Below are 25,571 nucleotides of genomic sequence, written 5' to 3' on the forward strand. Positions count from 1 at the left end.
CATTTCCTGAGCCTTATTCCGTCGCGGCCTGATAACGGATTTCGCACAATACTTACATCTGGCACAGCCTTTGCTTAAGTCTCTGCGTGTCCATGAGACTTACTTATTTCAATTCCTTAAGGAGAGGCTATGAAGCTGGTTACCGTCGTAATTAAGCCGTTCAAGCTGGAAGATGTGCGAGAGGCATTATCCTCCATTGGTATTCAGGGACTGACCGTCTCCGAAGTGAAAGGTTTTGGACGTCAGAAAGGGCACGCCGAACTGTACCGTGGTGCGGAATACAGCGTGAACTTTCTGCCCAAGGTCAAAATTGATATCGCCATTGCAGACGACCAACTGGACGAAGTGGTGGACGTAATCAGTAAATCGGCTTACACCGGAAAAATTGGCGACGGCAAGATTTTCGTTGCTGAACTGCAGCGCGTGATTCGCATACGTACCGGCGAAACCGACGAAGCCGCACTGTAAACAAGACTCAGTAATGTGATGGGATGGAAAAAAAATGAATAAAATGCTGACCAAGTTGGGCCTCACCAGCCTGGCACTGTTACCGTCGCTGGCAATGGCTGCTGCGCCTGCCGTTGCAGACAAAGCCGATAACGCCTTTATGATGATTTGCACTGCACTGGTGCTGTTTATGTCAATTCCCGGGATTGCGCTGTTTTACGGCGGCTTGATCCGCGGTAAAAACGTGCTCTCTATGCTCACTCAGGTGGCGGTCACCTTTTCGCTGGTATGTGTGCTGTGGGTGATTTATGGCTACTCACTGGCCTTTAGCGAAGGCAATGCTTTCTTTGGCAGCTTCAACTGGGTGATGCTGAAAAACATTGCGCTGACAGCGGTTATGGGCAGCTTTTATCAATACATCCATGTGGCTTTCCAGGCGTCCTTTGCCTGTATTACCGTGGGGCTGATCGTCGGTGCCATTGCGGAACGTATTCGTTTCTCAGCCGTGCTGATTTTCGTGGCGGTATGGCTGACGCTGGCTTATCTGCCTATCGCGCATATGGTCTGGGCAGGCGGCTTACTGGCTCAGGATGGCGCGCTGGACTTTGCTGGCGGCACGGTTGTGCACATTAACGCGGCGGTTGCCGGACTGGTCGGTGCTTACCTGGTGGGCAAACGTGCAGGCTTCGGCAAAGAGGCATTTAAACCTCACAACCTGCCAATGGTCTTTACCGGTACCGCGATTCTGTATGTCGGCTGGTTTGGCTTCAACGCAGGTTCGGCGTCGGCAGCTAACGAAATTGCCGCACTGGCTTTCCTGAATACCGTTGTGGCGACTGCCGCTGCTGTGCTGGCATGGACCTTCGGCGAGTGGGCGCTGCGCGGTAAACCTTCTCTGTTAGGTGCCTGTTCTGGTTTTATTGCGGGTCTGGTTGCCATTACGCCAGCCTGTGGTTATGTCGGCGTCGGTGGCGCGTTAATTATCGGTTTAGCCGGTGGTCTGGCGGGCATCTGGGGCGTAACAACGCTGAAAAGATGGCTGCGGGTTGACGATCCTTGTGACGTATTCGGCGTTCACGGCGTCTGTGGCATCATCGGCTGTATCCTGACGGGCGTGTTCGCGTCCTCTTCTCTGGGCGGCGTAGGCTATGCACCAGGCGTCACTATGGGGCATCAGGTTGCCGTTCAGCTGTTCAGCGTAGGGGTGACTATCGTCTGGTCTGCCGTGGTGGCCTTCATTGGCTTTAAACTGGCGGATATGATTGTAGGGCTGCGCGTGCCGGAAGAGCAGGAGCGCGAAGGCCTGGACGTCAACAGCCATGGCGAGAACGCATACAACCATTAATTCATCTGTAACGATAAGAGAAAAGGGGCGATTTCGCCCCTTTTTGCTATTCGCTGCGCTGGCGCATCACACCTTCCTGAACCGTTGACGCCACCAGTTCCCCTTGCTGGTTGTAAAACTCACCGCGTACAAAGCCCCGCGCGCCCGATGCAGAGGTGCTCTCCACGCTGTAGAGCAGCCAGTCGTTAAAATTCAGCTCACGGTGAAACCACATAGAGTGGTCAATCGTTGCCACCTGCATATCGGATTCCAGAAAGCCTTTGCCATGGGGCTGCAGCGCCACGGGCAAAAAGTTAAGGTCGGAAGCGTAGCCCAGTAGATACTGATGGATGCGTAAATCGTCGGGCAGGGTGCCGTTAGCCCGAATCCACACCTGACGCTGCGGTTTATCAACGTGGCCTCGTAACGGGTTGTGGATCTGCACCGGGCGGATTTCCAGCGGACGCTCGGCGATAAATTTCTCGCGCAGCTTTTCTGGCAGCATATGGGCCATTTTTTGCGCCATCTGCTGCTCGTTGGGGAGATTATCAGGCCCTTTCACCTGCGGCATGGGTTTCTGATGTTCAAAGCCGCTTTCCGGCGACTGGAAAGAGGCCGTCATATAAAAAATAGGCTGACCATTTTGAATGGCGCTGACCCGGCGGGCGCTAAAACTTTTACCGTCACGCAGGCTTTCCACGTCGTAAATAATCGGTTTCTGGCTGTCGCCGGGCCGGAGAAAATAGCTGTGGAATGAGTGAATGACGCGATCTTCCGGCACGGTCTGTTTGGCCGCAAAAAGTGCCTGTCCCACTACCTGACCGCCAAAGACCTGACGAAGGCCAAGATCTTCGCTCTGGCCGCGAAACAGGCCTTCTTCGATTTTTTCCAGATGGATTAAATTAAGCAGATTTTCGAGTGCCTGACTCATGACGCTTTCCTGATAATAAGTATTTGCCTAAGTGTGAAAGATCCGACCAGTTTCCGTCAATCAGACTTTCGGTCTTTCATCCGACCAGGCAAACTTTTGATTTTGTGCCAACATTAAAGACATACGGCGAGTGAAACGCTGTAATGAAGATTCACTGCTAAAAATCATTTTGATCAAAAGGAGACGACATCAATGAAATTCTGGCATGTGTTAAGTGGCGTAGCGATGGCGATGGCTCTCGCGGGTTGTGCACACAAAGGCAAACCGGTTCCAACCCCGACTTTAGGGTCAGCGGTTGCAGGACAAACAGCAACGATTGCTCAGCCTAACGTCAGTGGATCCGTCTATATTCGTCAGCGCATTGCGCTGCCGCCGAATGCTGCACTGACCGTGACGCTGTCAGATGCATCGGTTGCGGATGCTCCGTCGAAAGTGCTGTCCCAGCGCGTCGTGCGCACGGAAGGGAAGCAGGCGCCATTCCATTTTGTGCTGCCTTTCAACCCGGCCGACATTCAGCCCAATGCGCGCATCCTGTTAAGCGCTGCCATTACGGTTGATGGCAAGATGGCCTTCATTACCGAAGAGGTTAAACCGGTGATCAATCAGGGCGGAACAAAAACCGATCTGGTGTTAGTACCGGTCCCCTCTATGGCGATGCCAACGCAGCCTGGCGCAGCCACGAGCGTACCGGCAACGTCACCGACGCAGGTTACACCGTCAGCCGCTGTCCCGGCACCGACGACCATGTAAGGTCTCAGGGCAACCTTACCAGGGCGGCATTGCCGCCGCCCTGACGCCTTAAAATCGCCAGCGATATTGGTCTAAATCAATCTCACCGGCGTCACTCACCTCAACGCCTTCCGCCTCCAGCGCATCTCGCTGACGAAATAACCGATCGCCCTGCAGCGAAATAGTACCGTGGCGATTAATCACCCGGTGCCAGGGAAGCGTACTGCCCTCAGGTAAGCGACTCAAGACGCCACCGACCTGGCGCGCTGCTCTTGGCGAGCCCGCCAGCAGGGCGACGTCACCATAGGTCGTGACGCGGCCGGGAGGAATTGCGGCAACGATTTGCCAGATTCGCTGTTTGAAGCTGTCAGAGCTGTCCATAAACTTACCTGCCCGAGAAAAGGCGATAATTTTATCACATTGAGGGTTAATTATCGGCGATCGTACAAGAAACCAACGGTCATCCCGACCAGGCTTGCAATTGCCGGGGGCATCCCCGATAATGCCTGCGCTCTCGAAATGAGGGCTAGTCAATGGGGGCCCTGTTGGTTCTCCCGCAATGCTAGCTTGTGAACTCGGTCAGGTCCGGAAGGAAGCAGCCGCAGCAGGTGACGTGTGTGCCGGGATGTAGCTGGCGGGGCCTCCACCATTTCATCTCGTAAACATCCCTCTTCCCAGATGATAAACAGGCGAATCTCGCCTGGGCCGTTCCATTGCCGGCAGGCGAGTTGTGCAAAAACGGGCTGGTGAAATCAGATCAAACGTAATACAAAATAGGTTAGCGTACAAATTTCCAGACTGACACCGGGACTTTGTCATAGAGCTTGTTCATCGTCAGTTCAGCCAGGCGGTGATCGGCTGCTGAGTAAAATACTGCTAATTCTTCATCGGGTAATTCGTACTTATTTTTTTCAATCACGCGTTCCAGCGTGTCAATAGAACGACAGCGCCTCAGTCGCATCAAATAATCAGTTTTAGTTAGGGTTTTGTTCATAAATAAACCGTTCTCACGTCAGTACTATAATGAATGGCTTGGCTGTTGAAGAAAAGCGCACTCTTCAGTAAACACATTAAATAAACGTTTCGCTGAGCGTTGCCAGCGCTGAAGATCCTGAGTATTTACACTGTAGTTGCTAAACAGCATAAAGGTATCATCAAGATATTCATCGATTTGGGTAATCAGTGCTTCGTCTTCAACGTGCTTAATTTTGTAATTCATGGTGAAAGAGGCGATGTGCTCAATCAAATCGTTTAGCTGTAAATTGCTTTCGGCAGTGGGGTCATTAACCCAGCCGTGATGACTGTCAGTTAATGTCGCCATGCTGTCGTCAAACAGATTCTCACACAAGTATTTAAGCTGGGCAATATCATGCCGTTTCGGTGAGTATTCGTCCATCTTTTTCCCCTCCGTAGCGAGCAAAGTTACCGCAAAGCGGCGCGATTAGGTGAAGCGGCCAGGAAGTGGTTATCGGGTTTGTAAATAACGGACTGAGTTAAGAATAGTGTAGAATCATTAGTTCTGCTCACCTCCATTACTAAATATTACAATTCATCGCCAGGTGAGGGGCGCTGATTCTCAATCGGCTCAAATACAAGCGCGGCAGGGCAGATACGGAAGCTGACTTGTTCATCTTGCGTAACGATTTCATTTAAATCCAGACACGGATTAAATAAATTCCACTGAAAATCGTAAAGTAACTTAAATCTATTCGTCTCTGTCATCTCAACAGCAATAACGCGTAAACTGCCTGGCACTAAGATGGCATTGGCTGAATACCATTGTAAATCGCCAACAAGTGAATCTGTTATTTTGAGAATATTCCGCTCTATAATTGTGGCTAATTTTGCGCAATCCGTTTCATCCTGCGCGACATCGCATTCAATTCTTACTGACATAGTCTGCTCATGAATAACAACTTATAAACCCATCATTGATGTTCTTCTGGCGGTTTGCAAGTAGTCCGCCACACATAATAAGGCCTCGTTGAGGACAAATTTAAGCAAGTGGTTGATTCGTTGCTGCTTCTCTATAGCCCTTTTTATGGCAAATCGTGCGCTGGTTTATTTTTTGAAACACATTGCCGTGGTGATAACGCGACAACATCGGATATCATAGTTGTTATGTTATAACATTTTTTTTGGTGCGGTGATGAATCAAAGTGGACTGTTAATGTCACTCGGAGGACGGTTAGTGGTGGCTCTCCTGTTAATCGCTGTTCTGGCAACAGCGATGTGGTGGGGAATGCAGCCGTGATAGCGTTGAGAAATCTACAGGTGGGTTATCAAGGGCAATCTGTCTCACCCGTTCTGACCACCCAGTTGCCCCAGGGCAGCATGACCGCGCTGATTGGTGCGAACGGAAGCGGAAAATCCACACTGATTAAAACCATCGCTGGCTTATTGCCGCCAGTGCAGGGGCAGTGTGAACTGCATCTTCCGCGCCGGGAAGTTGGCTGGCTGCCTCAGCGAAGCGAGCTGGAAACACGTTTTCCTTTAACCGTGTACGAGCTGGTTTCAATAGGTTGCTGGCCGCGCTGTGGCTGGTTTGGCGGAATCAACCGGCGCTTGCGTAAAGAAATTAGCGAGGCCCTGGAGGCGGTGCAGATGAGCGACTATGCCGATGCTCAACCTGCCACCTTATCCGGCGGACAGCTGCAGCGTGTGCTGTTTGCCCGGCTGATGCTGCAACGTAGTCGCCTGTGGTTGCTTGATGAGCCTTTTAACGGCATTGACAGCAAGACGGTAACGCTACTGATGTCCATCTTGCAGCAGCAGCAGCAGGCTGGCACCACGCTCATGGTGGTGCTCCACGATCGCCCGCTGGTTGAGCGTTATTTTAGCGATGTCTTGTCTATGGATGATGGTGCTCACCGCCGCAGTGTGATCGATGCCGCGCCCTTACGGAGCGTGGCGCCGTGACAATTATTCAACCGTTTATTGAGTTCAGCTTTATGCGACGGGCGCTGGTGGCCTGTGTCGCGCTTGCATTTAGCGCCACCCCGCTAGGCGTTTTTCTCTCTTTGCGCCGCATGAGTCTGATTGGGGATGCCTTATCCCATGCCGTACTGCCCGGTGCCGCTATCGGCTATTTACTCTCCGGCTTGTCCCTGGTTGCGATGGGCGTGGGCGGGCTGATTGCCGGCCTGGCGGTGGCACTGCTGTCGGGTGCCGTGAGTCGTTACACGCCGCTCAAAGAAGATGCCAGTTTTGCTGGCTTTTACCTGGGCTCGCTGGCGCTGGGCGTCACGCTCGTCTCACTTCGCGGATCCAGCGTTGATCTGCTGCACGTTCTGTTTGGCTCCCTGCTGGCGGTGGATAATCCTGCGCTGGCGGTGGTCGGTGGTATCGCCGCGTTTACGCTGCTGATGCTGGCCGTCATTTACCGTCCTCTGGTCATTGATGCATTCGATTCCGACTTTCTGCGCGCACAGGGCAAATGGAGCGCGCCGCTGGTGCACGGTATTTTTCTGACGCTGGTGGTGCTCAACCTGGTCGCAGGTTTTCAGGTACTGGGAACCTTGATGTCGGTGGGGCTGATGATGTTGCCCGCCGCCAGCGCCCGTTTCTGGAGTCGTCACCTCGTCATCATGCTGGGCTCGGCCATGCTAATGGCCGTGCTGTCGGCGTTTGCCGGGCTGGTGCTTTCCTGGCACTTTTCACTGCCGGCAGGACCGGCGGTGGTGTTGAGTGCCGCAATGCTGTTCTTTCTCTCCATCTTAACAGGGCCGTGCGGTGGGATTTTGCGCCGCCATTAATCAGAGGTAGCTATGAAGATATTACCCATTAGTCTGGCAGTCGGTGCGTTAGTCATCAGTCCATTCTCTATGGCAAAAACGGTCGATGCGGTAGCGAGTTTTACCGTCCTGGCCGATATTGTGAAGCAAATTGGTGGCGATCACGTCCACGTGAAGAGTCTTGTCGGGCCAAATGGCGATCCGCACACCTTTGAACCGACACCACAAGACAGCGAAGCGCTGGCGAAAGCGGATGTGGTCTTCGTCAGCGGGCTGGGGCTGGAAGGCTGGATGAATCGTCTGGTGAGTGCCTCGGGCTATAAAGGTCAACCCGTAGTGGCGTCAACGGGCATCGAAACGCGGACGATGGAAGAAGATGGCAAAACCATCACCGATCCTCATGCGTGGAACAGCATGTATAACGGCACGATTTATGCCAAAAACGTGATGGATGCGCTAATCAAGGCCGATCCGCAGGATGCCGATGATATCCGTAAGCGCGGAGAAAAGTATATTCAGCAGCTCCAGAAGCTGGACAGCTGGGCCAAAACGTCTTTTGCGGCTATCCCGCAGCAAAAACGCAAAGTGCTGACCAGCCACGATGCCTTTGGCTATTTTGGGCAACGTTATGGCGTCTCGTTCCTGGCACCTGTCGGTTTCTCAACGGAAGCGGAAGCCAGCGCCAGCGATGTCGCCAGCCTGATCACGCAGCTTAAGCAGCAGCATATTAAAACGTACTTTATGGAAAACCAGACCGATCCTCGTCTGGTGAAGCAGATTGCCAGCGCCACGGGCGCGAAGCCGGGGGGAGAGCTTTATCCTGAAGCGCTGTCAACGGCTTCCGGCCCTGCACCCACCTACGAGGCCGCTTTTAAACATAACGTAGAGGCGATGCTGAACAGCATGCGCTGAGCATAAAAAAAGCCGGAATGGCGGGTGAGCGACATTCCGGCTAAGGTTCACGACACACATCAACGTTTTTTCTTTCTTCCCTGTACGGCTTTAAAGCGCGGATTCGTTTTACAGATGATATAGATGCGGCCTTTACGGCGCACAACCTTGCAATCCCGATGGCGATTCTTCGCCGAGCGCAGCGAACTTAATACCTGCATCATGTCCTCTCTTATCGGCGACCCAGAAAGCGGCCAAAGCGCTGGTTGAAGCGGGCAGTGCTGCCTTCTTTAGCAAAGTCTTTCTGCTTACCGGTATAAAACACATGAGATGCCGACGAGACGTCGAGCGTAACGTAAGGCAGGGTTTCGCCTTCAAACTCAACGGTACGATCGGTTTTGATGGTGGAACCGATTTTGAAATACACGTCAGCAGAAGTGTCGTGGAACACCACTGCACGATAGGTAGGATGAATATTCGCTTTCATGATTCTCACTAATGTAATGTTATACTATAACAATATTATGCGCCGCAGCCGATTCGATTGCAACCCTCCAAAAAGCAGGGAAAAACAGGGGCAGTAACAATACAGCCCGGTGGCGATGCGCGTGAGACAGGCGGAAAAGAAATCCATAGCGGAGAGGGCGAGGTGCAGTCAGAGTTGAGCGGGCATCGGGCCCATCGGCGTGGCAGACAGAGAATGTGAGCAGTCAGGTATGAGAAGGCACGATGAGGACAAAAAAAGGCCGCTGACGCGGCCTTTATGTTTACGGATTAATGCGAGTGGTTATCGACAGGATGATCCTTTTCGATGTCCGCTTTCTTACCGAAGCGACGGCGCACCACCACAAAGAATACCGGTACAAAGAAGATTGCCAGCGCGGTGGCGGTTACCATACCGCCCATTACGCCCGTACCGACCGCATTCTGGGCACCTGAGCCTGCGCCGGTGCTGATGGCCAGAGGCAGTACGCCAAGAATAAAGGCCAGCGAGGTCATCAGGATCGGACGCAGACGCATACGACAGGCTTCAAGCGTCGCTTCCACCAGGCCTTTACCTTCTTTCTCCATCAGATCCTTCGCAAATTCCACGATCAGGATGGCGTTCTTCGCCGAGAGGCCAACGGTTGTCAATAACCCCACGACAAAGTAAACGTCGTTACTCAGGCCACGTAAGGTGGTGAAGAGTAATGCACCGACCACACCGAGCGGAACGACCAGCATGACAGAGAACGGGATGGACCAGCTTTCATACAGGGCAGCAAGACACAGGAACACCACAATCAGTGAAATGGCATAAAGAGCCGGTGCCTGGTTGCCTGACAGACGTTCCTGATAGGACATTCCCGTCCAGTCAAAACCGATGCCGGTTGGCAGTTTAGAGGCCAGTTCTTCCATCAGATTCATGGCTTCACCGGAACTCTTGCCCGGTCCGGCCTGACCCAGGATCTCCATGGCAGGCAGACCGTTATAGCGTTCCAGACGCGGCGAACCATACTGCCAGTGTGCCGAAGAGAAGGCAGAGAAGGGCACCATCTCGCCGTTGCTGTTACGGACAAACCACTTATTGATGTCGTCCGGCAGCATACGCGCGTCGGCTTTACCCATCACGTACACTTTCTTCACGCGACCACGGTCAATAAAGTCATTGACGTAAGAGCCGCCCCACGAGGCTGCGAGCGTGGTGTTAATGTCACTGAGTGACACGCCCAACGCCTGCGCTTTTTCCTGGTCGATATCCAGCTTGAACTGCGGCGTATCTTCCAGGCCATTAGGGCGAACACCGACCAGCGTATCCGGATGCTGGGCAATCATGCCAAACAGCTGGTTACGCGCCTGCGTTAGCTTGTCATGGCCCAGGTTTGCCTGATCGATCAGCTCAAAGTCAAAGCCTGTCGCGTTACCTAATTCAATAATGGCCGGCAGGTTAAACGCAAAGACCATACCGTCTTTGATTTGCCCTAATGCCTGCATGGCACGTCCCTGGATAGCCGGGACTTTCATGTCGCTGCTGGTACGCTCATCCCAGGGTTTAAGGCTGACGAAGGCGATACCGGTGTTCTGGCCCCGTCCGGCAAAACCAAAACCGGCAACGGTAAAGACCGACTTAACCGAGTCCTTCTCTTTTGTCAGGAAGTAGTCAGAAACCTGATCCAGCACCTTCTGCGTGCGTTCCTGGGTTGCACCCGCAGGCAACTGTGCCTGAGCCAGTAACAGGCCCTGATCTTCTTCCGGCAGGAAGGAAGAGGGGAGGCGCAGGAACAGAAACGCCATGCCCAGCACAATCAGCAGGTAAAGCAGCAGATAGCGACCGGTACCGCGAACGATATGGCCCACGCTGTCGACATAGTGATGCGTGCTCTTGTCGAACAGGCGGTTAAACCAGCCAAAGAAACCGGTGGTTTTGCCATGATCGCCTTTTTTCACCGGCTTGAGCATGGTGGCGCAGAGCGCCGGCGTCAGAATTAACGCAACCAGTACCGACAGCGCCATCGCTGAAACAATAGTGATAGAGAACTGACGGTAAATGACCCCGGTAGATCCGCCGAAGAAGGCCATAGGAATGAATACTGCCGACAGCACCAGGGCAATACCGACCAGCGCGCCCTGAATCTGTTCCATCGATCGCTTGGTGGCCTCTTTGGGCGGCAGCCCTTCTTCCGCCATTACGCGTTCGACGTTCTCGACCACTACGATGGCGTCATCGACCAGCAAGCCGATGGCCAGCACCATCCCAAACATCGTCAGGGTGTTTATCGAGTAGCCAAAGGCGCTGATAATGGCAAAGGTACCCAGCAGAACAACAGGCACGGCGATGGTCGGAATCAGCGTGGCACGGAAGTTTTGCAGGAACAGATACATCACCAGGAACACCAACAGAATGGCTTCCATCAGTGTCTTCACTACTTCGAAAATCGAGATTTTTACGAAAGGTGTCGTGTCATAAGGGTAAACGACCTTCATACCCGCCGGGAAAGTGGGCTGCAGTTTAGCCAGCTCTGCCTTCACCGCCTCCGCCGTGTTCAGGGCGTTAGCGCCGGTCGCCAGTTTGATACCAATACCGGAAGCGGGTTTACCGTTATAACGTGCGATGATTTCGTAGTTTTCCCCACCCAGTTCAATCTGAGCCACATCGCGCAGACGAACCTGAGAACCGTCAGCATTCACCTTAAGCAGAATGTTGCCGAACTCTTTGGTCGAGGTCAGACGGGTTTGTGCAATGATAGAGGCGTTCAACTGCTGTCCCGGCACCGGTGGCGTGCCGCCTAACTGACCGGCAGCGACCTGGGCGTTCTGGGTTTTCAGCGCGTTGATAACGTCAACAGGGGTTAACTGATAGTTATTAAGCTTGCTGGGATCCATCCAGATACGCATGGCATACTGCGCCCCGAATACCTGGGTATCACCGACGCCAGGCGTACGGCTGATCGGATCTTTGATGTTTGAGGCAACGTAGTCAGAAATATCGTTCTGATTCATACTGCCGTCATCGCTGATAAAACCGGCGACCATCAGGAAGCTACTGGAGGATTTTTTAACCTGAATCCCCTGTTGTTGCACTTCCTGAGGCAGCAAAGGCATGGCCAGTTGCAGTTTGTTCTGCACCTGAACCTGGGCGATATCGGCATCGGTGCCTGACTCAAACGAAATCGTCAGCGTCAGTGCGCCCGATGAGTCACTGCTTGATGACATATACATCAGGCCATCAATACCATTCATGTTCTGTTCGATGACCTGAGTCACCGAGTCTTGCAGCGTTTTGGCGTCAGCACCTGGGTAGTTGGCCTGAATCTCAATTGCCGGCGGCGCAACATTGGGATATTGCTCGATCGGTAATTTAAGAATCGATAACGCGCCCGCTAGCATCACGATAATAGCAAGAACCCACGCAAAGATGGGGCGATCGATAAAGAACTTAGCCATGTATCAACGGCTCCTGTTATGACGATGTTTTAGCAGACTGCGCTTTGGACGGATCGCCGCTGGCGGCTTTGGCATCATCGGTGACTTCTTTAGGCGTAACCTGCGCACCCGGTTTTGCGCGTTGCAGACCGGTAAAGATCACGCGCTCACCCGCTTTAAGCCCATCAGTCACCAGCCATTTGTCGCCAATAGCCTGGGCCGCTTTAATCTTACGTGCTTCAACCTTGTTATCCGCGCCCACCACCATGACAGAGGCATCGCCGGTTGGCGTACGGCTCACCGCCTGCTGTGGCACTAAAAGGGCGTTCGGGTTGGTGCCTTCCTCCAGGCGAGCACGGACAAACATGCCAGGCAGCAACGCTTTGTCAGGGTTCGGGAAGATCGCACGCAGGGTGATGGATCCGGTGGTCTGGTCAACGGTCACGTCGGAAAATTCCAGCGTACCCGGCTGAGCATAGTCTTTGCCGTTTTGCATCAGCAGGGTGACATTCGCTTTGCCATCGTTCTGTTTCAGCTGACCCGATTCGAGTTCTGAACGTAAACGCAGGAAATCTTCACTCGACTGGGTGACATCGACATACATCGGATCAAGCTGCTGCACGGTTGCCAGCGCCGTAGTTTGCCCGCTCTGCACCAGAGCACCTTCCGTTACGGAAGACTTACCGATACGGCCGCTGATGGGCGAGGTGACTTTGGTATAGGCAAGATTAATACGGGCGGTTTCCACATTGGCTTTGGCTGACTGAACCGCGGCATTGTTTTGCGCGGCGGTGGCCACAGCCGTATCATAATCCTGCTGACTGATGTATTTAGTGCCGAGCAGCGGCTTATAGCGATTCACGGTAAGCTGCGCAATGCGTGCGTTAGCTTCCGCCTTCGCTAAATCGGCTTTAGCACTGTCGTAGGACGCCTGATAGGTCGCCGGATCGATCTGATACAGCGATTCCCCTGCTTTGATCTCTCCGCCTTCAATGAAGTTACGCTTCAGGATGATACCGGAAACCTGCGGGCGAACTTCAGCAATACGAAAAGCCAAAGTGCGGCCGGGTAATTCAGTCGAAATTTTAAGGGGTTCACTTTTAACCGTAACAACACCCACCTCAGGTGGCTGCTGCTGCTGGGCGGCCTGGTCGGATTTATTTCCGTCACATCCTGTTAACACGAAGCTGCCTGATAGCATCAGGACGGCCGCCAGAGGCGTTAACCCTCTGAATTTAGTCATAAATAAACCTCTAGAGTCCGATATCGAATGATCAATGGATCACAAAGCCAGGAACCCATTGCTGCGTAAGAGTTTAGGTCGTGCTATGGTACATACATTCACAAATGTATGTAAACTTACTCGATTGTAAAAAAAGTCCCCTATGGCACGAAAAACCAAAGCGCAAGCTCTTGAAACCCGGCATCAAATTCTTGACGCTGCACTTGCCCTTTTTTCTAAAGAGGGGGTTTCAGCCACTTCCCTGGCGGATGTCGCATCCGCAGCCAGCGTAACACGGGGGGCAATCTACTGGCATTTCAAAAACAAAGCCGATTTGTTAAACGAAATATGGCTTCGCAGTGATGCAGGGCTGGATGATGTGAAACTTGAGTATCAGACAAAATACCCCGGTGATCCACTTTCCATTCTGCGAGCGATGCTGGTGTATATCTTTCAGGCGACGGCCAGAGATCCTCAGCGCCGCGCGCTAATGGAAATTATCTTCCACAAATGCGAGTTTGTGGGGGAAATGGCGGCGGTAAAAAGCATTCAGCAAAGCCTGTTGCTGGAGCGTTACAATGAAATAGAAGACGTTTTGCGCCAGTGCATTGATGCCGGGCAGCTCCCGGAAACCTTCCAGACGCGTCAGGCCGCGCTGATTATGCGCGGCTACGTGAACGGCATGATGGAAAGCTGGCTGTTTACACCCGATAAGTTTGATCTGGTTACCGATGCGCCTGTGCTGGTTGATGCGCTGATTGATATGCTGCGCTTCAGCCCAACGCTGGCTAAAAAGGCCTAATCTTTACGCTGCGTGTCGCGCTTTCTTTCAAAGTCGCGCTGAACGATGGCCAGTGCAGACAGCACGGTTTCTACCGCGATCTGATTCTCTTCAAGCAGCTGAATGAGATCGACGGCCAGTTTTACCTCTTCAGGCGCCGTTTCCAGGGACATCTTTCCTCCTGAGCAGTTGTATCATGGGCCAGATAAGCGTGCCATCCGTGAATCCCCTCCAGCACGGATAGCGCATTAAGTGTTAAAGGCGCTGTTTGCCAGCGACATTGCCCACTCCACCGAACGTATGGCCTGTCGACAGCGTGCCATACGACCTTCGAGCACCTCCAGGTCTTTCTTCAACTGCTGCTGCACGGCCAGCGTTTCCGCCAGCGCCATTCGCTGTTCACGCTGGTCGATCATAGCCTGCAGTCGACGTTCATACTCGCGGTATTCCTGATATTTTCGCTGCCGGGAAGAGGGCTGAGCGCGCTCCTGTGGGCTACGCAACTGTTGGGTGCGGGCCTCACGTTGCAGAGCAGCAATCTGATCGACCAGATGGCTGGCCAGCCACTGGCTGCGGGCCACGTCACCGTTGGGCTGGCACAAACGCTGATAATTGTGTTCAATCTCCTGCAAATAATCCGCCAGCCGGGTGCCTTTGGTGGTAAAAAGCTGGCTGTCAAAGCGGGGGGAACGGCAGTATCCATCAGGATGGCTGGCAATATCCTGTCGTAAATCAAGCATGCAGTTAAGCAGGCGTTGGTGTGCAGTGACGTAACTCATCGCCCGAGACTCAGGTATGCTAAGGTTACGTGACTGGAAACGCGCTGAGCGATCGTTATGCAACGCATTGTATTATTGACCCTTGGCTGGCTGGCGATTGTGCTTGGCATACTGGGTATTGTATTACCTTTATTACCCACCACGCCATTTATGCTACTGGCGGCCTGGTGTTTTGCCCGCTCTTCTCCCCGATTCCACTACTGGCTGCTCTGGAGATCGCCTTTTGGCCGTTATATCCGCCACTGGCAGCAGCACCGTGGCATGCCCCCCGGTGCAAAAAGCCGGGCGATGATCGTGATTGTAATAACCTTTGCGGTGTCTCTCTGGCTGGTTCCGCTGTGGTGGGTACGCGTCATGTTACTTATTATGCTGGCTGTGCTACTGCTGTTTATCGGGCGCATGCCGGTGGTGGCAGAAACAGCGGATGAACGTTTACCGCCGCGATAAAGTTGCAATTAGCCGACCATTTGCTTAGATTTGGGCCTCTTCGTGTGTAGCTTCCCATTATTCATGCCTCTTCGCTGAGCCTTTAACCCGGTGTTGGCGCTATTGAAGCTGCGCAAAACAGAACAGAATTTTTTTTTTACCAGGCTTAAGATTATGACCGACACTGCGCAGCAGCTTGAACTGATTAAAAACAGTATCAAAAGTATTCCTGATTACCCGAAGCCGGGTATTCTTTTCCGTGACGTCACCAGCCTGTTGGAAGACCCAAAAGCCTATGCCGCGTCCATCTCGCTGCTGGTAGAGCGTTATCGCAATAAAGGCATCACCAAAGTGGTGGGCACGGAAGCGCGGGGTTTCCTGTTCGGGGCACCTGTCGCCCTCGGACTGGGGCTGGGCTTTGTTCCGGTGCGCAAGCCGGGCAAACTGCCACGTGAAACCTTCAGCGAAGCTTACGAGCTGGAATACGGTACCGACCGACTGGAATTGCACAAAGATGCTATTCAGCCAGGCGATGTGGTGCTGGTGGTCGACGACCTGCTGGCAACGGGGGGCACGCTCGAAGCGACCATCAAACTGATTCGTCGTGCAGGCGGCGAAGTTAAGGATGCGGCATTTATTATCAACCTGTTCGATCTGGCAGGTGAAGCGCGTCTCAAGGCGCTGGGCGTTGACAGCTACAGCCTGGTCAATTTTCCCGGCCACTAACCCTCGCTTGCGGCCTCGTGCTCCGCAGGCCGCACATCTTTCCCTGTTCAAGATAACGAGTGATAGGTGAAAGCGTAGCTGTTAGACTACTGCAATCATATACAGGGGTTGCAGTGCGTCTGCGCTCACATTTCCATCCAAATTCGTCGAAACCACATGAGCTATCAGGTACTTGCCCGAAAATGGCGTCCACAGGCGTTTGCTGATGTTGTCGGTCAGGAACATGTTCTGACGGCGCTGGCGAATGGATTGTCTCTGGGACGCATCCATCATGCTTATCTCTTCTCCGGCACGCGGGGCGTAGGGAAAACCACGATTGCCCGTCTGCTGGCAAAAGGGCTTAACTGCGAAACCGGTATTACCGCAACACCCTGCGGTCAGTGCGACAACTGTCGTGAGATTGAGCAGGGGCGCTTTGTCGATCTTATTGAGATTGACGCGGCCTCGCGCACCAAAGTGGAAGACACACGCGATCTGCTCGATAACGTGCAGTACGCGCCCGCGCGCGGCCGGTTTAAAGTCTACCTGATCGATGAAGTGCACATGCTGTCGCGTCACAGCTTCAACGCCCTGCTGAAAACGCTGGAAGAACCGCCTTCGCATGTAAAATTCTTGCTGGCCACGACCGATCCGCAAAAACTGCCGGTGACGATTCTGTCGCGCTGCCTGCAGTTTCATCTAAAAGCGCTTGAGGTCGATCAGATCCGCCAGCAGTTAGATCATGTTTTAGAGCAGGAGCAGATCGCGCGTGAGCCACGCGCCCTGCAACTGCTCGCCAGAGCCGCCGATGGCAGCATGCGTGACGCGTTAAGCCTTACCGATCAGGCCATTGCAATGGGCGAGGGCAGCGTGACCAGCGCCACCGTGGGCACGATGCTCGGAACGCTTGATGATGAACAGCCGCTTGGCCTGCTCGAAGCCGTGGTTGAGGGCAATGGCGAACAGATGATGACGCTGCTAGCCCACGCGGCTTCACGCGGCGTTGAGTGGGAAGCGCTGTTGGTTGAGATGCTGCGCCTGCTGCACCGGATTGCCATGGTGCAGCTCCTGCCCACGTCGCTCAATGACGATGAAGAGAGCAATGCGCTACGCCTGCGTGAGCTGGCGCGCGCGGTGCCACCGGCCGATCTCCAGCTGTACTACCAAACCCTGCTCATGGGGCGTAAAGATTTACCGCTTGCGCCCGATCGCCGCATGGGGATTGAAATGACATTGCTGCGCGCCCTGGCGTTCCATCCCAAGGCAGCCATCGCCGAACCGATCGCGCGGCCAACGCTGACGGCGCAGTCGGCACCGGCACCGGTGCAGAATGTCGCTGCCCAGCCCGCTCAAAAGGCGCCCGCGGCGCAGCCGCAAATGGCCGCGCCGGAACCGGCTGTCAGTCAGCAGGCCGTGCCGCCGGCTTCGCCCGATCCGTCACTGTCCAGCTCCACCAGCCAGCTCCTGCAGGCGCGCACCCAGTTGCTGCGCCAGGGAGCAAACAAAGCAAAAAAGAGTGAGCCGGCAGCGCCAGGTGCGCGGCCGGCCAACTCTGCGCTGGAACGACTGGCCTCTGTTACCGAACGCAGCCAGCAGCGAGTCCGAGACAGCGCGCCTGCGGCACCGGTAAAAAAAGAGGCTTACCGCTGGAAAGCACAGACGCCAGTGACAGAGGTCGCTGAGCCGGTCGCGACGCCAAAAGCCTTGCGTTCTGCGCTGGAGCATGAGAAAAATCCTGAGCTGGCCGCGCGACTGGCGGAAGAAGCCCAGCAGCGCGATGCATGGGCGGCAGAGGTCGCGGGCTTACCGCTGCCTAAACTGGTTCAGCAACTGGCCCTGAATGCATGGAAAGAAACCACGGATAACGGCATTTGCCTGCATTTACGTTCCAGTCATCGCCACCTGAATTCCGCGTCGGCGCAGCAGGCCCTGAGCGCCGCGTTAAGTCAGGCAGCAGGCCATCAGGTTGAACTGTCGGTTATTGAAGACGATAATTCTTCGGTATTGACGCCACTGGAGTGGCGTCAGGCCATTTATGAAGAGAAGCTGGCGCAGGCGCGTCAGTCAATCTTGAGTGACACCCACATTCAAACCCTTCGTCGCTTTTTTGATGCCGATTTGGATGAGGAAAGCATTCGACCCGTTTGAACACGCTGCAACGGTCTGAATAAACCGCGTTGTAGCCTCAGCAGAGAGAGAAAACTATGTTTGGTAAAGGCGGATTGGGCAACCTGATGAAGCAGGCCCAGCAGATGCAAGACAAAATGGCCCAGGTTCAGGAAGAAATTGCCGCCCTGGAAGTCACGGGTGAATCAGGTGCTGGCATGGTCAAAGTCACGATCAACGGTGCTCACAACTGCCGCCGGGTAGAAGTCGATCCGAGCCTGCTTGAGGACGACAAAGACATGCTGGAAGATCTGATTGCCGCCGCATTCAACGATGCCGCTCGTCGCATTGACGAAGTGCAGAAAGAGAAAATGGCCTCTGTCTCTTCAGGCATGCAGCTGCCACCAGGCTTCAAGATGCCGTTCTGATGCAAACCAGCCCCCTGCTAGAGTCTTTAATGGAGTCGCTGCGCTGTTTGCCGGGCGTTGGGCCTAAATCGGCCCAGCGTATGGCGTTTCAACTGCTACAGCGCGATCGGAGTGGCGGAATGCGGCTGGCGCAGGCTCTGACCCGGGCGATGTCGGAAATCGGCCACTGTGCCGATTGCCGCACCTTCACCGAGCAGGAAATTTGCACCATTTGCGCCAATCCCCGGCGACAGCAAAATGGTCAAATCTGCGTGGTTGAAAGCCCGGCAGACATCCATGCTATTGAGCAAACCGGGCAATTTGCCGGCCGCTATTTCGTGTTGATGGGGCATCTTTCGCCGCTGGACGGCATTGGTCCAGCCGATATTGGTCTTGACCGACTGGAACAACGGCTGGAAAAAGAAACGCTTCACGAAGTGATTCTGGCGACCAATCCCACGGTTGAAGGTGAAGCTACCGCGAACTACATCGCTGAATTGTGCGGACAGTATGGCGTCGACGCGAGCCGTATTGCGCATGGGGTTCCGATGGGCGGTGAACTGGAAATGGTCGATGGCACCACGCTGTCCCACTCCCTGGCCGGTCGTCAAAAGATTAAATTTTAAACGCTTGCCGGTGTTGTGAAAGACACCGGCTTGAAAACCTCTCATTTATCCCCACATCCTCCTCAACGTTCGTTAAATCTGATTCTGTTGAGGTAGCAATGACCATGAAAGGACAAGAGACTCGTGGCTTTCAGTCAGAGGTAAAACAACTTCTGCACCTGATGATCCATTCTCTCTATTCAAACAAAGAGATTTTCCTGCGTGAGCTGATTTCCAATGCTTCGGATGCGGCAGATAAACTGCGCTTCCGCGCGCTGTCTGATGCCAGCCTGTATGAAGGCGATGGCGACCTGCGCGTGCGTCTCTCTGTGGATAAGGACAACCGTACCATTACGCTGAGCGATAACGGTATCGGCATGCGTCGTGATGAAGTGATTGAAAACCTGGGCACCATTGCTAAATCAGGCACCAAATCCTTCCTGGCGTCTCTGGGCTCAGACCAGGCGAAAGACAGCCAGCTGATCGGTCAGTTTGGCGTAGGCTTCTATTCGGCGTTTATCGTGGCCGACAAGGTCTCTGTGCGCACCCGTGCAGCGGGCGCGGCAGAAGACGAAGCTGTCTTCTGGGAATCCGCGGGTGAAGGGGATTACACCATCGCGGATATCAGCAAAGCCGAACGCGGTACCGAAATTACCCTGCACCTGCGCGAGGGCGAAGATGAGTTCCTTGATAGCTGGCGCGTACGCAACATTATCAGTAAGTACTCCGATCACATTGCCCTGCCGGTAGAAATCGAAAGCAAAGACGAAGAGACCGGCACCACCACCTGGGAGAAAATCAACAAGGCCCAGGCGCTGTGGACGCGCAACAAAGCTGACATCAGCGATGAAGAGTACAACGAGTTTTACAAACACATCGCCCACGATTTCAGCGATCCGGCAATCTGGAGCCACAACCGTGTTGAAGGTAAACAGGAGTACACCAGCCTGCTTTATATCCCGGCGCGTGCGCCGTTCGACATGTGGAACCGCGATCATAAACATGGCCTGAAACTGTACGTACAGCGCGTGTTTATCATGGATGATGCCGAGCAGTTCATGCCGAATTACCTGCGCTTCGTGCGCGGTCTGATTGACTCAAACGATCTGCCGCTTAACGTATCGCGTGAAATCCTGCAGGACAGCCGGGTAACCCAGAGCCTGCGTGGCGCGCTGACCAAGCGTGTGCTGCAGATGCTGGAGAAATTGGCAAAAGACGACAGCGAAAAATACCAGACCTTCTGGAAAGAGTTCGGTCTGGTACTGAAAGAAGGCCCGGCGGAAGATCACGCGAATAAAGAAGCGATTGCTAAACTGTTGCGCTTTGCCAGTACCCAAAGCGAAGGCGCGGCGCAAACCGTTTCGCTGGAAGAGTACGTCAGCCGCATGGTAGAAGGTCAGGAGAAGATCTACTACATCACGGCCGACAGCTATGCCGCCGCCAACAGCAGCCCGCATCTGGAGCTGTTCCGTAAGAAAGGCATCGAAGTGCTGCTGTTGTCCGATCGCATCGACGAATGGATGATGAGCTACCTGACCGAGTTCGACGGTAAAGTCTTCCAGTCTGTCAGCAAAGCCGATGACGCACTGGATAAGCTGGCCGACGAAGAGACGGAAGAGCAGAAAGAAGCTGAAAAAGCGCTGGAGCCGTTTGTTGAACGCGTGAAAACGCTGCTGGGTGAGCGCGTGAAAGAAGTGCGTCTGACGCACCGCCTGACCGATACGCCGGCGATTGTGACCACGGATGCGAACGAGATGACCACGCAAATGGCCAAACTGTTTGCTGCGGCAGGTCAGGACGTGCCGGAAGTGAAATACATCTTTGAAATCAACCCCGATCACCAACTGGTGAAACGCGTGGCGGATACCCAGGATGAAACCCGCTTCGGTGAGTGGATAGAGCTGTTACTGGATCAGGCGCTGCTGGCCGAGCGCGGCACGCTGGACGATCCTAACCAGTTTATCCGCCGTATGAATCAGTTACTGACGGCGTAAGCCAATCAAAACCGGTGGCAAGGTCCACCGGTTTTTTTTTGCTTAAGTGCATCGCCTGATTTCAGCGAGCCGTTTTGTTGCGCAAACGCCATGAAATGCATTCAGCCTAAGCCGCCAGTCCGAAAATGCCCTTTCGCTGACCTGACACACTGCTATCACGCGCTAAAGCCAGTACACTAAACTTTCCTGACCCGCCGCTTCCTTGTGGTGGGCGGGTCATAATGGTATGTTCTTCCGCTTCTCAGATTCATCAATGCGATTCGCAAGGGGATTTACGCAATGCGTATTATTCTGCTCGGAGCTCCGGGCGCAGGTAAGGGGACTCAAGCCCAATTCATCATGGAGAAATACGGTATTCCGCAGATCTCCACTGGCGACATGCTGCGTGCAGCGGTTAAAGCTGGCACCGAACTTGGCAACCAGGCGAAAGCCATTATGGATGCCGGTAAGTTGGTTACTGATGAGCTGGTCATTGCGCTGGTTAAAGAGCGCATCACCCAGGAAGATTGCAAAAACGGTTTCCTGCTTGATGGTTTCCCACGCACCATTCCTCAGGCTGACGCAATGAAAGAAGCCGGTATTAAAGTGGACTACGTGCTGGAGTTCGCCGTACCGGACGAGCTGATTGTTGAGCGTATCGTAGGCCGCCGTGTTCACGCGCCATCAGGCCGCGTCTACCACGTCAAATTCAATCCACCGAAAGTGGAAGGCAAGGATGACGTGACCGGTGAAGAGCTGACCACGCGCAAAGACGATCAGGAAGAAACGGTGCGCAAACGTCTGGTGGAATACCATCAGCTGACTGCGCCGCTGATTGCTTACTACAGCAAAGAAGCGGAAGCGGGGCACACCGCGTATCACAAGATCGACGGTACGCGCAACGTGTCCGACGTGAGCGCAGAGCTGGCTAAGATTCTCGGCTAAGCGGATTGGGGCTGGCCAGGCTGGCCCCTTTTGCCCTCAACGCGTTGATTTCCCCTGTGTCTGTTTCTCTCCTCTTACTGCATGCTGCTGGACAGAAGGCCGAGGTTCGCCTGGTGCTAAATACAATGGCAGAACATACTGAGATGAATATGCAGTGGGTCTACTTGCGACAGTAAAGTCACGATACAGAATGTGATATGCTTCTCTGCCTGTTTTTCCTCACGGCAGTTACCATGAAATTTCCCGGCAAACGTAAATCCAAACATTACTTCCCCGTTAGCGCCCGCGATCCGCTGTTACAGTCCTCCCAATTTGATAGTGAAGACGGCAGTTGGGTGGTCGGCATCGATCAGACGCTGGTCGATATCGAAGCCAAAGTCGATGACGCCTTTCTTGTTCGCTACGGCCTGAGCGCTGGCCATTCGCTGGTTATCGACGATGCCGTGGCGGAAGCGCTGTATGCGGAACTGATGCGTGACGAACTGGTGACCCACCAGTTTGCGGGCGGCACAATTGGTAATACGCTGCATAATTTCTCGGTGCTGGCGGACGATCGTTCCGTACTGCTGGGGGTGATGTGCAACAATATCCAGATTGGCGGTTATGCCTACCGCTATCTGTGTAATACCTCCAGCCGAATGGACCTGAACTATCTGCAGGGCGTTGACGGTGCGATTGGCCGCTGCTTTACGCTGATTGGCGATCAGGGCGACCGCACCTTTGCTATCAGCCCGGGGCAAATGAATCAGCTCAGGGCGGAAAACGTCCCTGAAGACGTTATTGCGGGCGCCTCTGCGCTGGTGCTGACCTCCTATCTAATCCGCTGCGAGGCGGGCGAGCCCATGCCTGAGGCAACGTTAAAGGCCATTGAATACGCCAAACGCCACAACGTGCCCGTGGTCCTGACGCTGGGCACCAAACACGTCATCGGCGACAACCCGCAGTTCTGGCGCGATTTTCTGCGCGATCACGTTTCAATTGTGGCCATGAACGAAGAAGAAGCCCTGGCGCTGACCGGCGAAGCCGATCCTCTGCTGGCATCGGATAGGGCGCTGGAATGGGTTGACCTGGTGTTGTGTACCGCAGGGCCGACCGGATTGTATATGGCGGGTTATACGGAAGAGGCGTTCAAGCGCAAAACGAATCATCCGCTACTGCCTGGCGCGATTGCGGAGTTCAACCTGTACGAATTTAGCCGGGCGATGCGTAAACAGGACTGCCAGCAGCCGCTACGCATTTTTTCTCACATCGCCCCTTATATGGGCGGCCCGGAAAAGATCATGAATACCAACGGGGCAGGGGACGGCGCACTGGCCGCATTGCTGCACGATATTACGGCAAACAATTATCATCGCCGCAACGTGCCTAATTCCAGTAAGCATGCGCGCGCTTATCTCACCTATTCGTCCCTGGCGCAGGTTTGCAAATATGCGAACCGGGTAAGCTATCAGGTGCTGAACCAGCATTCTCCCCGACTGACGCGCGGCCTGCCCGAGCGGGAAGACAGCCTGGAAGAGTCCTACTGGGATCGTTAAGCCGGAAAGACAAACTGCCCCTCAGCAACGCTGCCGCTGCTGAAGGGCAGGTCATTAGCTGTTGCCTTCACAGGCGAGCCTGGTGTGCTCCTGCTCAAGGTTTTCCTGCAGTTTCTGAATGATGCTGGCGGCAATCTCGCGTTCGCCCATCACGACATGGTTTGCGCCACGTTCCAGAATGTACTCCACCTCATCATCATAATGGGCATGCACAATGATGTTGATGTCCGCTTTTTTCTGGCGGGCGGCGGTAACGATTTCCCCCACCTCATATCCGTTGGGAATGGTGATGAGCAGCCAGGCTGCACAGTCCACACGGGCTAACTCCAGCGTGTTTGCGCGGGCAGCATTGGCCAGCACGGCCCGAATGCCCTGATCGCGTAGTGCTTTGACGCGAGGAATCGAACTCTCGACCACCACCACCGGAATATTGAGCGCCATCAGTTGCTCACACAGCAGGTTGCCGACGCGACCATAGCCAACGATTACCGCGTGATGGCAGATATCCACCGGAATCTGTTGTTCTTCTTCTTCCAGCGCCTCTTCGAGCGTCTGCTGCTCCATCGTTTCGTTCTTAGACAGATAGCGCCCCAGCAGGGTAAACAGCACCGGGTTGAGCATGATAGAAAGAATGGCGGCAGCCAGCACCAGATTACGGCCCTCTTCATCCAGCAGCCCCAGGGAGATCCCCAGCCCGGCAAGAATAAAGGCAAACTCGCCGATTTGCGCCAGGCTGACCGAAATAGTCATCGCGGTGCGGCGTGAATGACCCAGCAGCGAGACCAGAAGCCACGCCGCGGCAGATTTTCCTATCACGACGATCACCAGCGCCCCCAGCACCGCCAGCGGTTCTTTCACCAGGATCATCGGGTCGAACAGCATCCCGACAGACACAAAGAACAGCACCGCAAAGGCATCACGCAGCGGCAGCGTGTCGCGGGCGGCGCGCTGGCTTAACTCGGACTCGTTCAGCACCATACCGGCAAAGAAGGCCCCGAGGGCAAAAGAGACGTCAAAGAACTCGACGGCGCCAAACGCAATGCCCAGCGCCAGGGCTAATACGGCCAGCGTAAACAGCTCACGTGAACCCGTTGCGGCACTTTTCGCGAGGATCCAGGGCACGGCACGGCGACCGACGACCATCATTAACACCATAAAGGCGGCGACTTTACCGATGGTCCAGAGCAGGTCCCATATCACCAGGCTGGCGCTGGCGTTACCCTGTTCCATCATGCCGGCAATCGCGGGCAGCAGGACCAGCGTAAGCACCATGACCAAATCTTCAACAATCAACCAGCCAATAGCAATCTGGCCGCGCTGGCTTTCAATAAGCTGACGCTCTTCTAATGCGCGCAGCAACACCACGGTACTGGCGGTAGAAAGACACAAACCGAACACTAAGCCCGTCATCCAGGACCAGCCCATCGCCCACGACATCAGCATTCCCAGTAAGGTCGCCACAGCGATCTGTGCGATAGCGCCGGGAATGGCTATCCGCTTTACCGACATCAGATCCTTCAGTGAGAAGTGCAGGCCGACGCCGAACATCAGCAGGATAACGCCCAGCTCTGCGAGTTCCGGTGCCAGATTGGTATCAGCCACAAACCCCGGCGTAAAAGGGCCAGCCAGTACGCCCGCGACTAAATAACCCACTAGCGGCGAAATGCGTAACCGATTTGCCAGCATTCCAAGGAGAAAAGCCAGGACCAGAGCCCCGACGATAGTCGTAATCAACGGTGTGGTGTGATGCATGCCAGTCTCCATGGGTATAAATGTGTCCGCTTGTAACAAATGAGTCTAATGCATATCGGAAAGGATCGCTGAATAATTTGTGGGATTAACAGAAAAAATTATGCAAATACGAGAGAAATGCAATCGGAAGGCTGTTTTTATCACTTATCCCTATCATCGGCTGGTTTAGCGCTTCATCAGGAACAGAACGGAATAAGTTTACGCTCGTTAAATGACACAGACGTGACGCCAATGATGCGCGAATGCGCTATAAACCGTCACCAACCGGAACCAGTGTGAGATTTGCTGAGGCCAGTCAGCCTCACAAGCGTAATAACGGTTTTTTCAGATTGAAGCAGCGGTGCCATCGCTTTGCTGGATGTCGGGTAAAAACATC

27 protein-coding genes, 1 other RNA gene and 1 other annotated feature are annotated in these 25,571 nt (G+C 54.2%); of the genes, 16 read left to right on the top strand and 12 right to left on the bottom strand.

Annotated features, from left to right (window positions below; translation table 11 throughout):
• Positions 1–129 precede the first annotated feature (129 nt).
• Complete coding sequence (gene glnK / locus ACPXSQ_RS00910; protein WP_013024898.1) at positions 130–468, top strand: P-II family nitrogen regulator; 339 nt, start codon at positions 130–132, stop codon at positions 466–468.
• 34 nt (positions 469–502) lie between these two features.
• A complete protein-coding gene (amtB, locus tag ACPXSQ_RS00915; RefSeq protein ID WP_014606435.1) occupies positions 503–1,792 on the top strand; it encodes an ammonium transporter AmtB in 1,290 nt (429 codons plus the stop codon).
• A gap of 46 nt (positions 1,793–1,838) precedes the next feature.
• Here the strand turns inward: amtB and tesB are convergent, their stop codons facing one another.
• Positions 1,839–2,702: an acyl-CoA thioesterase II gene (gene tesB / locus ACPXSQ_RS00920; protein WP_014606434.1), complete on the bottom strand. Its 864-nt coding sequence runs from the start codon at positions 2,700–2,702 to the stop codon at positions 1,839–1,841.
• Positions 2,703–2,894: 192 nt separating this feature from the next.
• On the opposite strand from tesB, the gene ACPXSQ_RS00925 reads away from it, so the two are divergent.
• Entirely contained in the window at positions 2,895–3,452 is a 558-nt protein-coding gene (locus tag ACPXSQ_RS00925; RefSeq protein WP_019106636.1) for a YbaY family lipoprotein, read from the top strand.
• Positions 3,453–3,500: 48 nt separating this feature from the next.
• On the opposite strand, the gene ACPXSQ_RS00930 is transcribed toward ACPXSQ_RS00925, so the two are convergent.
• On the bottom strand, positions 3,501–3,812 hold the full coding sequence (locus ACPXSQ_RS00930; RefSeq protein WP_014606432.1) for an MGMT family protein: 312 nt from the start codon (positions 3,810–3,812) through the stop codon (positions 3,501–3,503).
• A gap of 162 nt (positions 3,813–3,974) precedes the next feature.
• Between ACPXSQ_RS00930 and ffs the strand changes: the two genes are divergently transcribed.
• Positions 3,975–4,071: signal recognition particle sRNA small type (ffs, locus tag ACPXSQ_RS00935), an RNA gene on the top strand.
• A gap of 138 nt (positions 4,072–4,209) precedes the next feature.
• On the opposite strand, the gene ACPXSQ_RS00940 is transcribed toward ffs, so the two are convergent.
• The 3 genes from ACPXSQ_RS00940 to ACPXSQ_RS00950 all read right to left on the bottom strand — a co-directional run bounded on the left by ACPXSQ_RS00940 (position 4,210) and on the right by ACPXSQ_RS00950 (position 5,327).
• Positions 4,210–4,425, bottom strand: coding sequence for an HHA domain-containing protein (locus ACPXSQ_RS00940; RefSeq protein WP_013024903.1), 216 nt, complete (start codon positions 4,423–4,425; stop codon positions 4,210–4,212).
• A 24-nt stretch (positions 4,426–4,449) separates the two neighbouring features.
• Positions 4,450–4,827: an Hha toxicity modulator TomB gene (gene tomB / locus ACPXSQ_RS00945; protein WP_015700827.1), complete on the bottom strand. Its 378-nt coding sequence runs from the start codon at positions 4,825–4,827 to the stop codon at positions 4,450–4,452.
• 146 nt (positions 4,828–4,973) lie between these two features.
• Positions 4,974–5,327, bottom strand: a complete 354-nt coding sequence (locus tag ACPXSQ_RS00950) for a hypothetical protein (protein WP_013024905.1) — start codon at positions 5,325–5,327, stop codon at positions 4,974–4,976.
• Positions 5,328–5,681: 354 nt separating this feature from the next.
• On the opposite strand from ACPXSQ_RS00950, the gene ACPXSQ_RS00955 reads away from it, so the two are divergent.
• From ACPXSQ_RS00955 to ACPXSQ_RS00965, 3 genes are read left to right on the top strand one after another with little or no spacing between them, the layout of a single operon-like run.
• Positions 5,682–6,350, top strand: a complete 669-nt coding sequence (locus ACPXSQ_RS00955) for a metal ABC transporter ATP-binding protein (protein WP_014606429.1) — start codon at positions 5,682–5,684, stop codon at positions 6,348–6,350.
• Positions 6,347–7,186 carry a metal ABC transporter permease gene (locus tag ACPXSQ_RS00960; protein ID WP_013024907.1) on the top strand — a complete coding sequence of 280 codons (840 nt, stop codon included), beginning with the start codon at positions 6,347–6,349 and terminating at the stop codon, positions 7,184–7,186. Before ACPXSQ_RS00955 ends, ACPXSQ_RS00960 begins: the two co-directional genes overlap by 4 nt.
• Before the next feature lie 12 nt (positions 7,187–7,198).
• The gene (locus ACPXSQ_RS00965) at positions 7,199–8,077 is read left to right on the top strand and encodes a metal ABC transporter substrate-binding protein (RefSeq protein WP_013024908.1); all 879 of its coding nucleotides are present in this window, start codon (positions 7,199–7,201) and stop codon (positions 8,075–8,077) included.
• Between the two features lie 59 nt (positions 8,078–8,136).
• Here ACPXSQ_RS00965 and ykgO read toward each other — a convergent pair whose 3' ends face one another.
• From ykgO to ACPXSQ_RS00985, 4 genes are all read right to left on the bottom strand, one after another.
• Positions 8,137–8,277, bottom strand: a complete 141-nt coding sequence (gene ykgO, locus ACPXSQ_RS00970; protein ID WP_014606428.1) for a type B 50S ribosomal protein L36 — start codon at positions 8,275–8,277, stop codon at positions 8,137–8,139.
• Positions 8,278–8,288: 11 nt separating this feature from the next.
• Positions 8,289–8,543, bottom strand: coding sequence for a type B 50S ribosomal protein L31 (locus ACPXSQ_RS00975; protein ID WP_014606427.1), 255 nt, complete (start codon positions 8,541–8,543; stop codon positions 8,289–8,291).
• 287 nt (positions 8,544–8,830) lie between these two features.
• On the bottom strand, positions 8,831–11,980 hold the full coding sequence (locus ACPXSQ_RS00980) for a multidrug efflux RND transporter permease subunit AcrB (RefSeq protein WP_029568496.1): 3,150 nt from the start codon (positions 11,978–11,980) through the stop codon (positions 8,831–8,833).
• 16 nt (positions 11,981–11,996) lie between these two features.
• The gene (locus tag ACPXSQ_RS00985) at positions 11,997–13,202 is read right to left on the bottom strand and encodes an efflux RND transporter periplasmic adaptor subunit (protein WP_013024912.1); all 1,206 of its coding nucleotides are present in this window, start codon (positions 13,200–13,202) and stop codon (positions 11,997–11,999) included.
• 142 nt (positions 13,203–13,344) lie between these two features.
• Here ACPXSQ_RS00985 and acrR point away from each other — a divergent pair, with 142 nt between their 5' ends.
• Positions 13,345–13,983 carry a multidrug efflux transporter transcriptional repressor AcrR gene (gene acrR, locus ACPXSQ_RS00990; RefSeq protein WP_014593091.1) on the top strand — a complete coding sequence of 213 codons (639 nt, stop codon included), beginning with the start codon at positions 13,345–13,347 and terminating at the stop codon, positions 13,981–13,983.
• Here the strand turns inward: acrR and rsmS are convergent.
• Together rsmS and priC are read right to left on the bottom strand one after the other, a co-directional pair.
• Entirely contained in the window at positions 13,980–14,135 is a 156-nt protein-coding gene (rsmS, locus tag ACPXSQ_RS00995) for a pleiotropic regulatory protein RsmS (protein WP_013024914.1), read from the bottom strand. The genes acrR and rsmS overlap by 4 nt on opposite strands.
• A 75-nt stretch (positions 14,136–14,210) precedes the next feature.
• Complete coding sequence (priC, locus tag ACPXSQ_RS01000; protein ID WP_014593092.1) at positions 14,211–14,741, bottom strand: primosomal replication protein PriC; 531 nt, start codon at positions 14,739–14,741, stop codon at positions 14,211–14,213.
• 57 nt (positions 14,742–14,798) lie between these two features.
• Here priC and ACPXSQ_RS01005 point away from each other — a divergent pair, with 57 nt between their 5' ends.
• From ACPXSQ_RS01005 to ACPXSQ_RS01040, 8 genes are all read left to right on the top strand, one after another.
• Entirely contained in the window at positions 14,799–15,188 is a 390-nt protein-coding gene (locus ACPXSQ_RS01005; protein WP_013024916.1) for a DUF454 family protein, read from the top strand.
• A 153-nt stretch (positions 15,189–15,341) separates the two neighbouring features.
• On the top strand, positions 15,342–15,893 hold the full coding sequence (apt, locus tag ACPXSQ_RS01010; RefSeq protein ID WP_014606425.1) for an adenine phosphoribosyltransferase: 552 nt from the start codon (positions 15,342–15,344) through the stop codon (positions 15,891–15,893).
• 156 nt (positions 15,894–16,049) lie between these two features.
• On the top strand, positions 16,050–18,020 hold the full coding sequence (gene dnaX / locus ACPXSQ_RS01015; RefSeq protein WP_426142516.1) for a DNA polymerase III subunit gamma/tau: 1,971 nt from the start codon (positions 16,050–16,052) through the stop codon (positions 18,018–18,020).
• Positions 17,362–17,423 (top strand) — a sequence feature (DnaX frameshifting element). Its footprint overlaps the gene before it by 62 nt.
• Before the next feature lie 56 nt (positions 18,021–18,076).
• Positions 18,077–18,406 (top strand): YbaB/EbfC family nucleoid-associated protein, encoded by a 330-nt coding sequence (locus ACPXSQ_RS01020; RefSeq protein WP_013024920.1) that lies wholly within the window; start codon positions 18,077–18,079, stop codon positions 18,404–18,406.
• Positions 18,406–19,011, top strand: a complete 606-nt coding sequence (gene recR / locus ACPXSQ_RS01025; RefSeq protein ID WP_014606423.1) for a recombination mediator RecR — start codon at positions 18,406–18,408, stop codon at positions 19,009–19,011. The genes ACPXSQ_RS01020 and recR overlap by 1 nt, the downstream gene beginning before the upstream one ends.
• Positions 19,012–19,115: 104 nt before the next feature.
• Positions 19,116–20,984 carry a molecular chaperone HtpG gene (gene htpG, locus ACPXSQ_RS01030; protein WP_170934917.1) on the top strand — a complete coding sequence of 623 codons (1,869 nt, stop codon included), beginning with the start codon at positions 19,116–19,118 and terminating at the stop codon, positions 20,982–20,984.
• Between the two features lie 279 nt (positions 20,985–21,263).
• A complete protein-coding gene (gene adk / locus ACPXSQ_RS01035) occupies positions 21,264–21,908 on the top strand; it encodes an adenylate kinase (RefSeq protein WP_014606422.1) in 645 nt (214 codons plus the stop codon).
• Positions 21,909–22,141: 233 nt separating this feature from the next.
• On the top strand, positions 22,142–23,443 hold the full coding sequence (locus ACPXSQ_RS01040; protein ID WP_145032242.1) for an inosine/guanosine kinase: 1,302 nt from the start codon (positions 22,142–22,144) through the stop codon (positions 23,441–23,443).
• A 54-nt stretch (positions 23,444–23,497) separates the two neighbouring features.
• Here ACPXSQ_RS01040 and ybaL read toward each other — a convergent pair whose 3' ends face one another.
• On the bottom strand, positions 23,498–25,195 hold the full coding sequence (ybaL, locus tag ACPXSQ_RS01045) for a YbaL family putative K(+) efflux transporter (protein WP_014606421.1): 1,698 nt from the start codon (positions 25,193–25,195) through the stop codon (positions 23,498–23,500).
• Positions 25,196–25,571 lie beyond the last annotated feature (376 nt).

The sequence above is a fragment of the Pantoea sp. EEL5 genome (assembly GCF_049892805.1).
GTDB classification, from domain to species: domain Bacteria; phylum Pseudomonadota; class Gammaproteobacteria; order Enterobacterales; family Enterobacteriaceae; genus Pantoea; species Pantoea ananatis.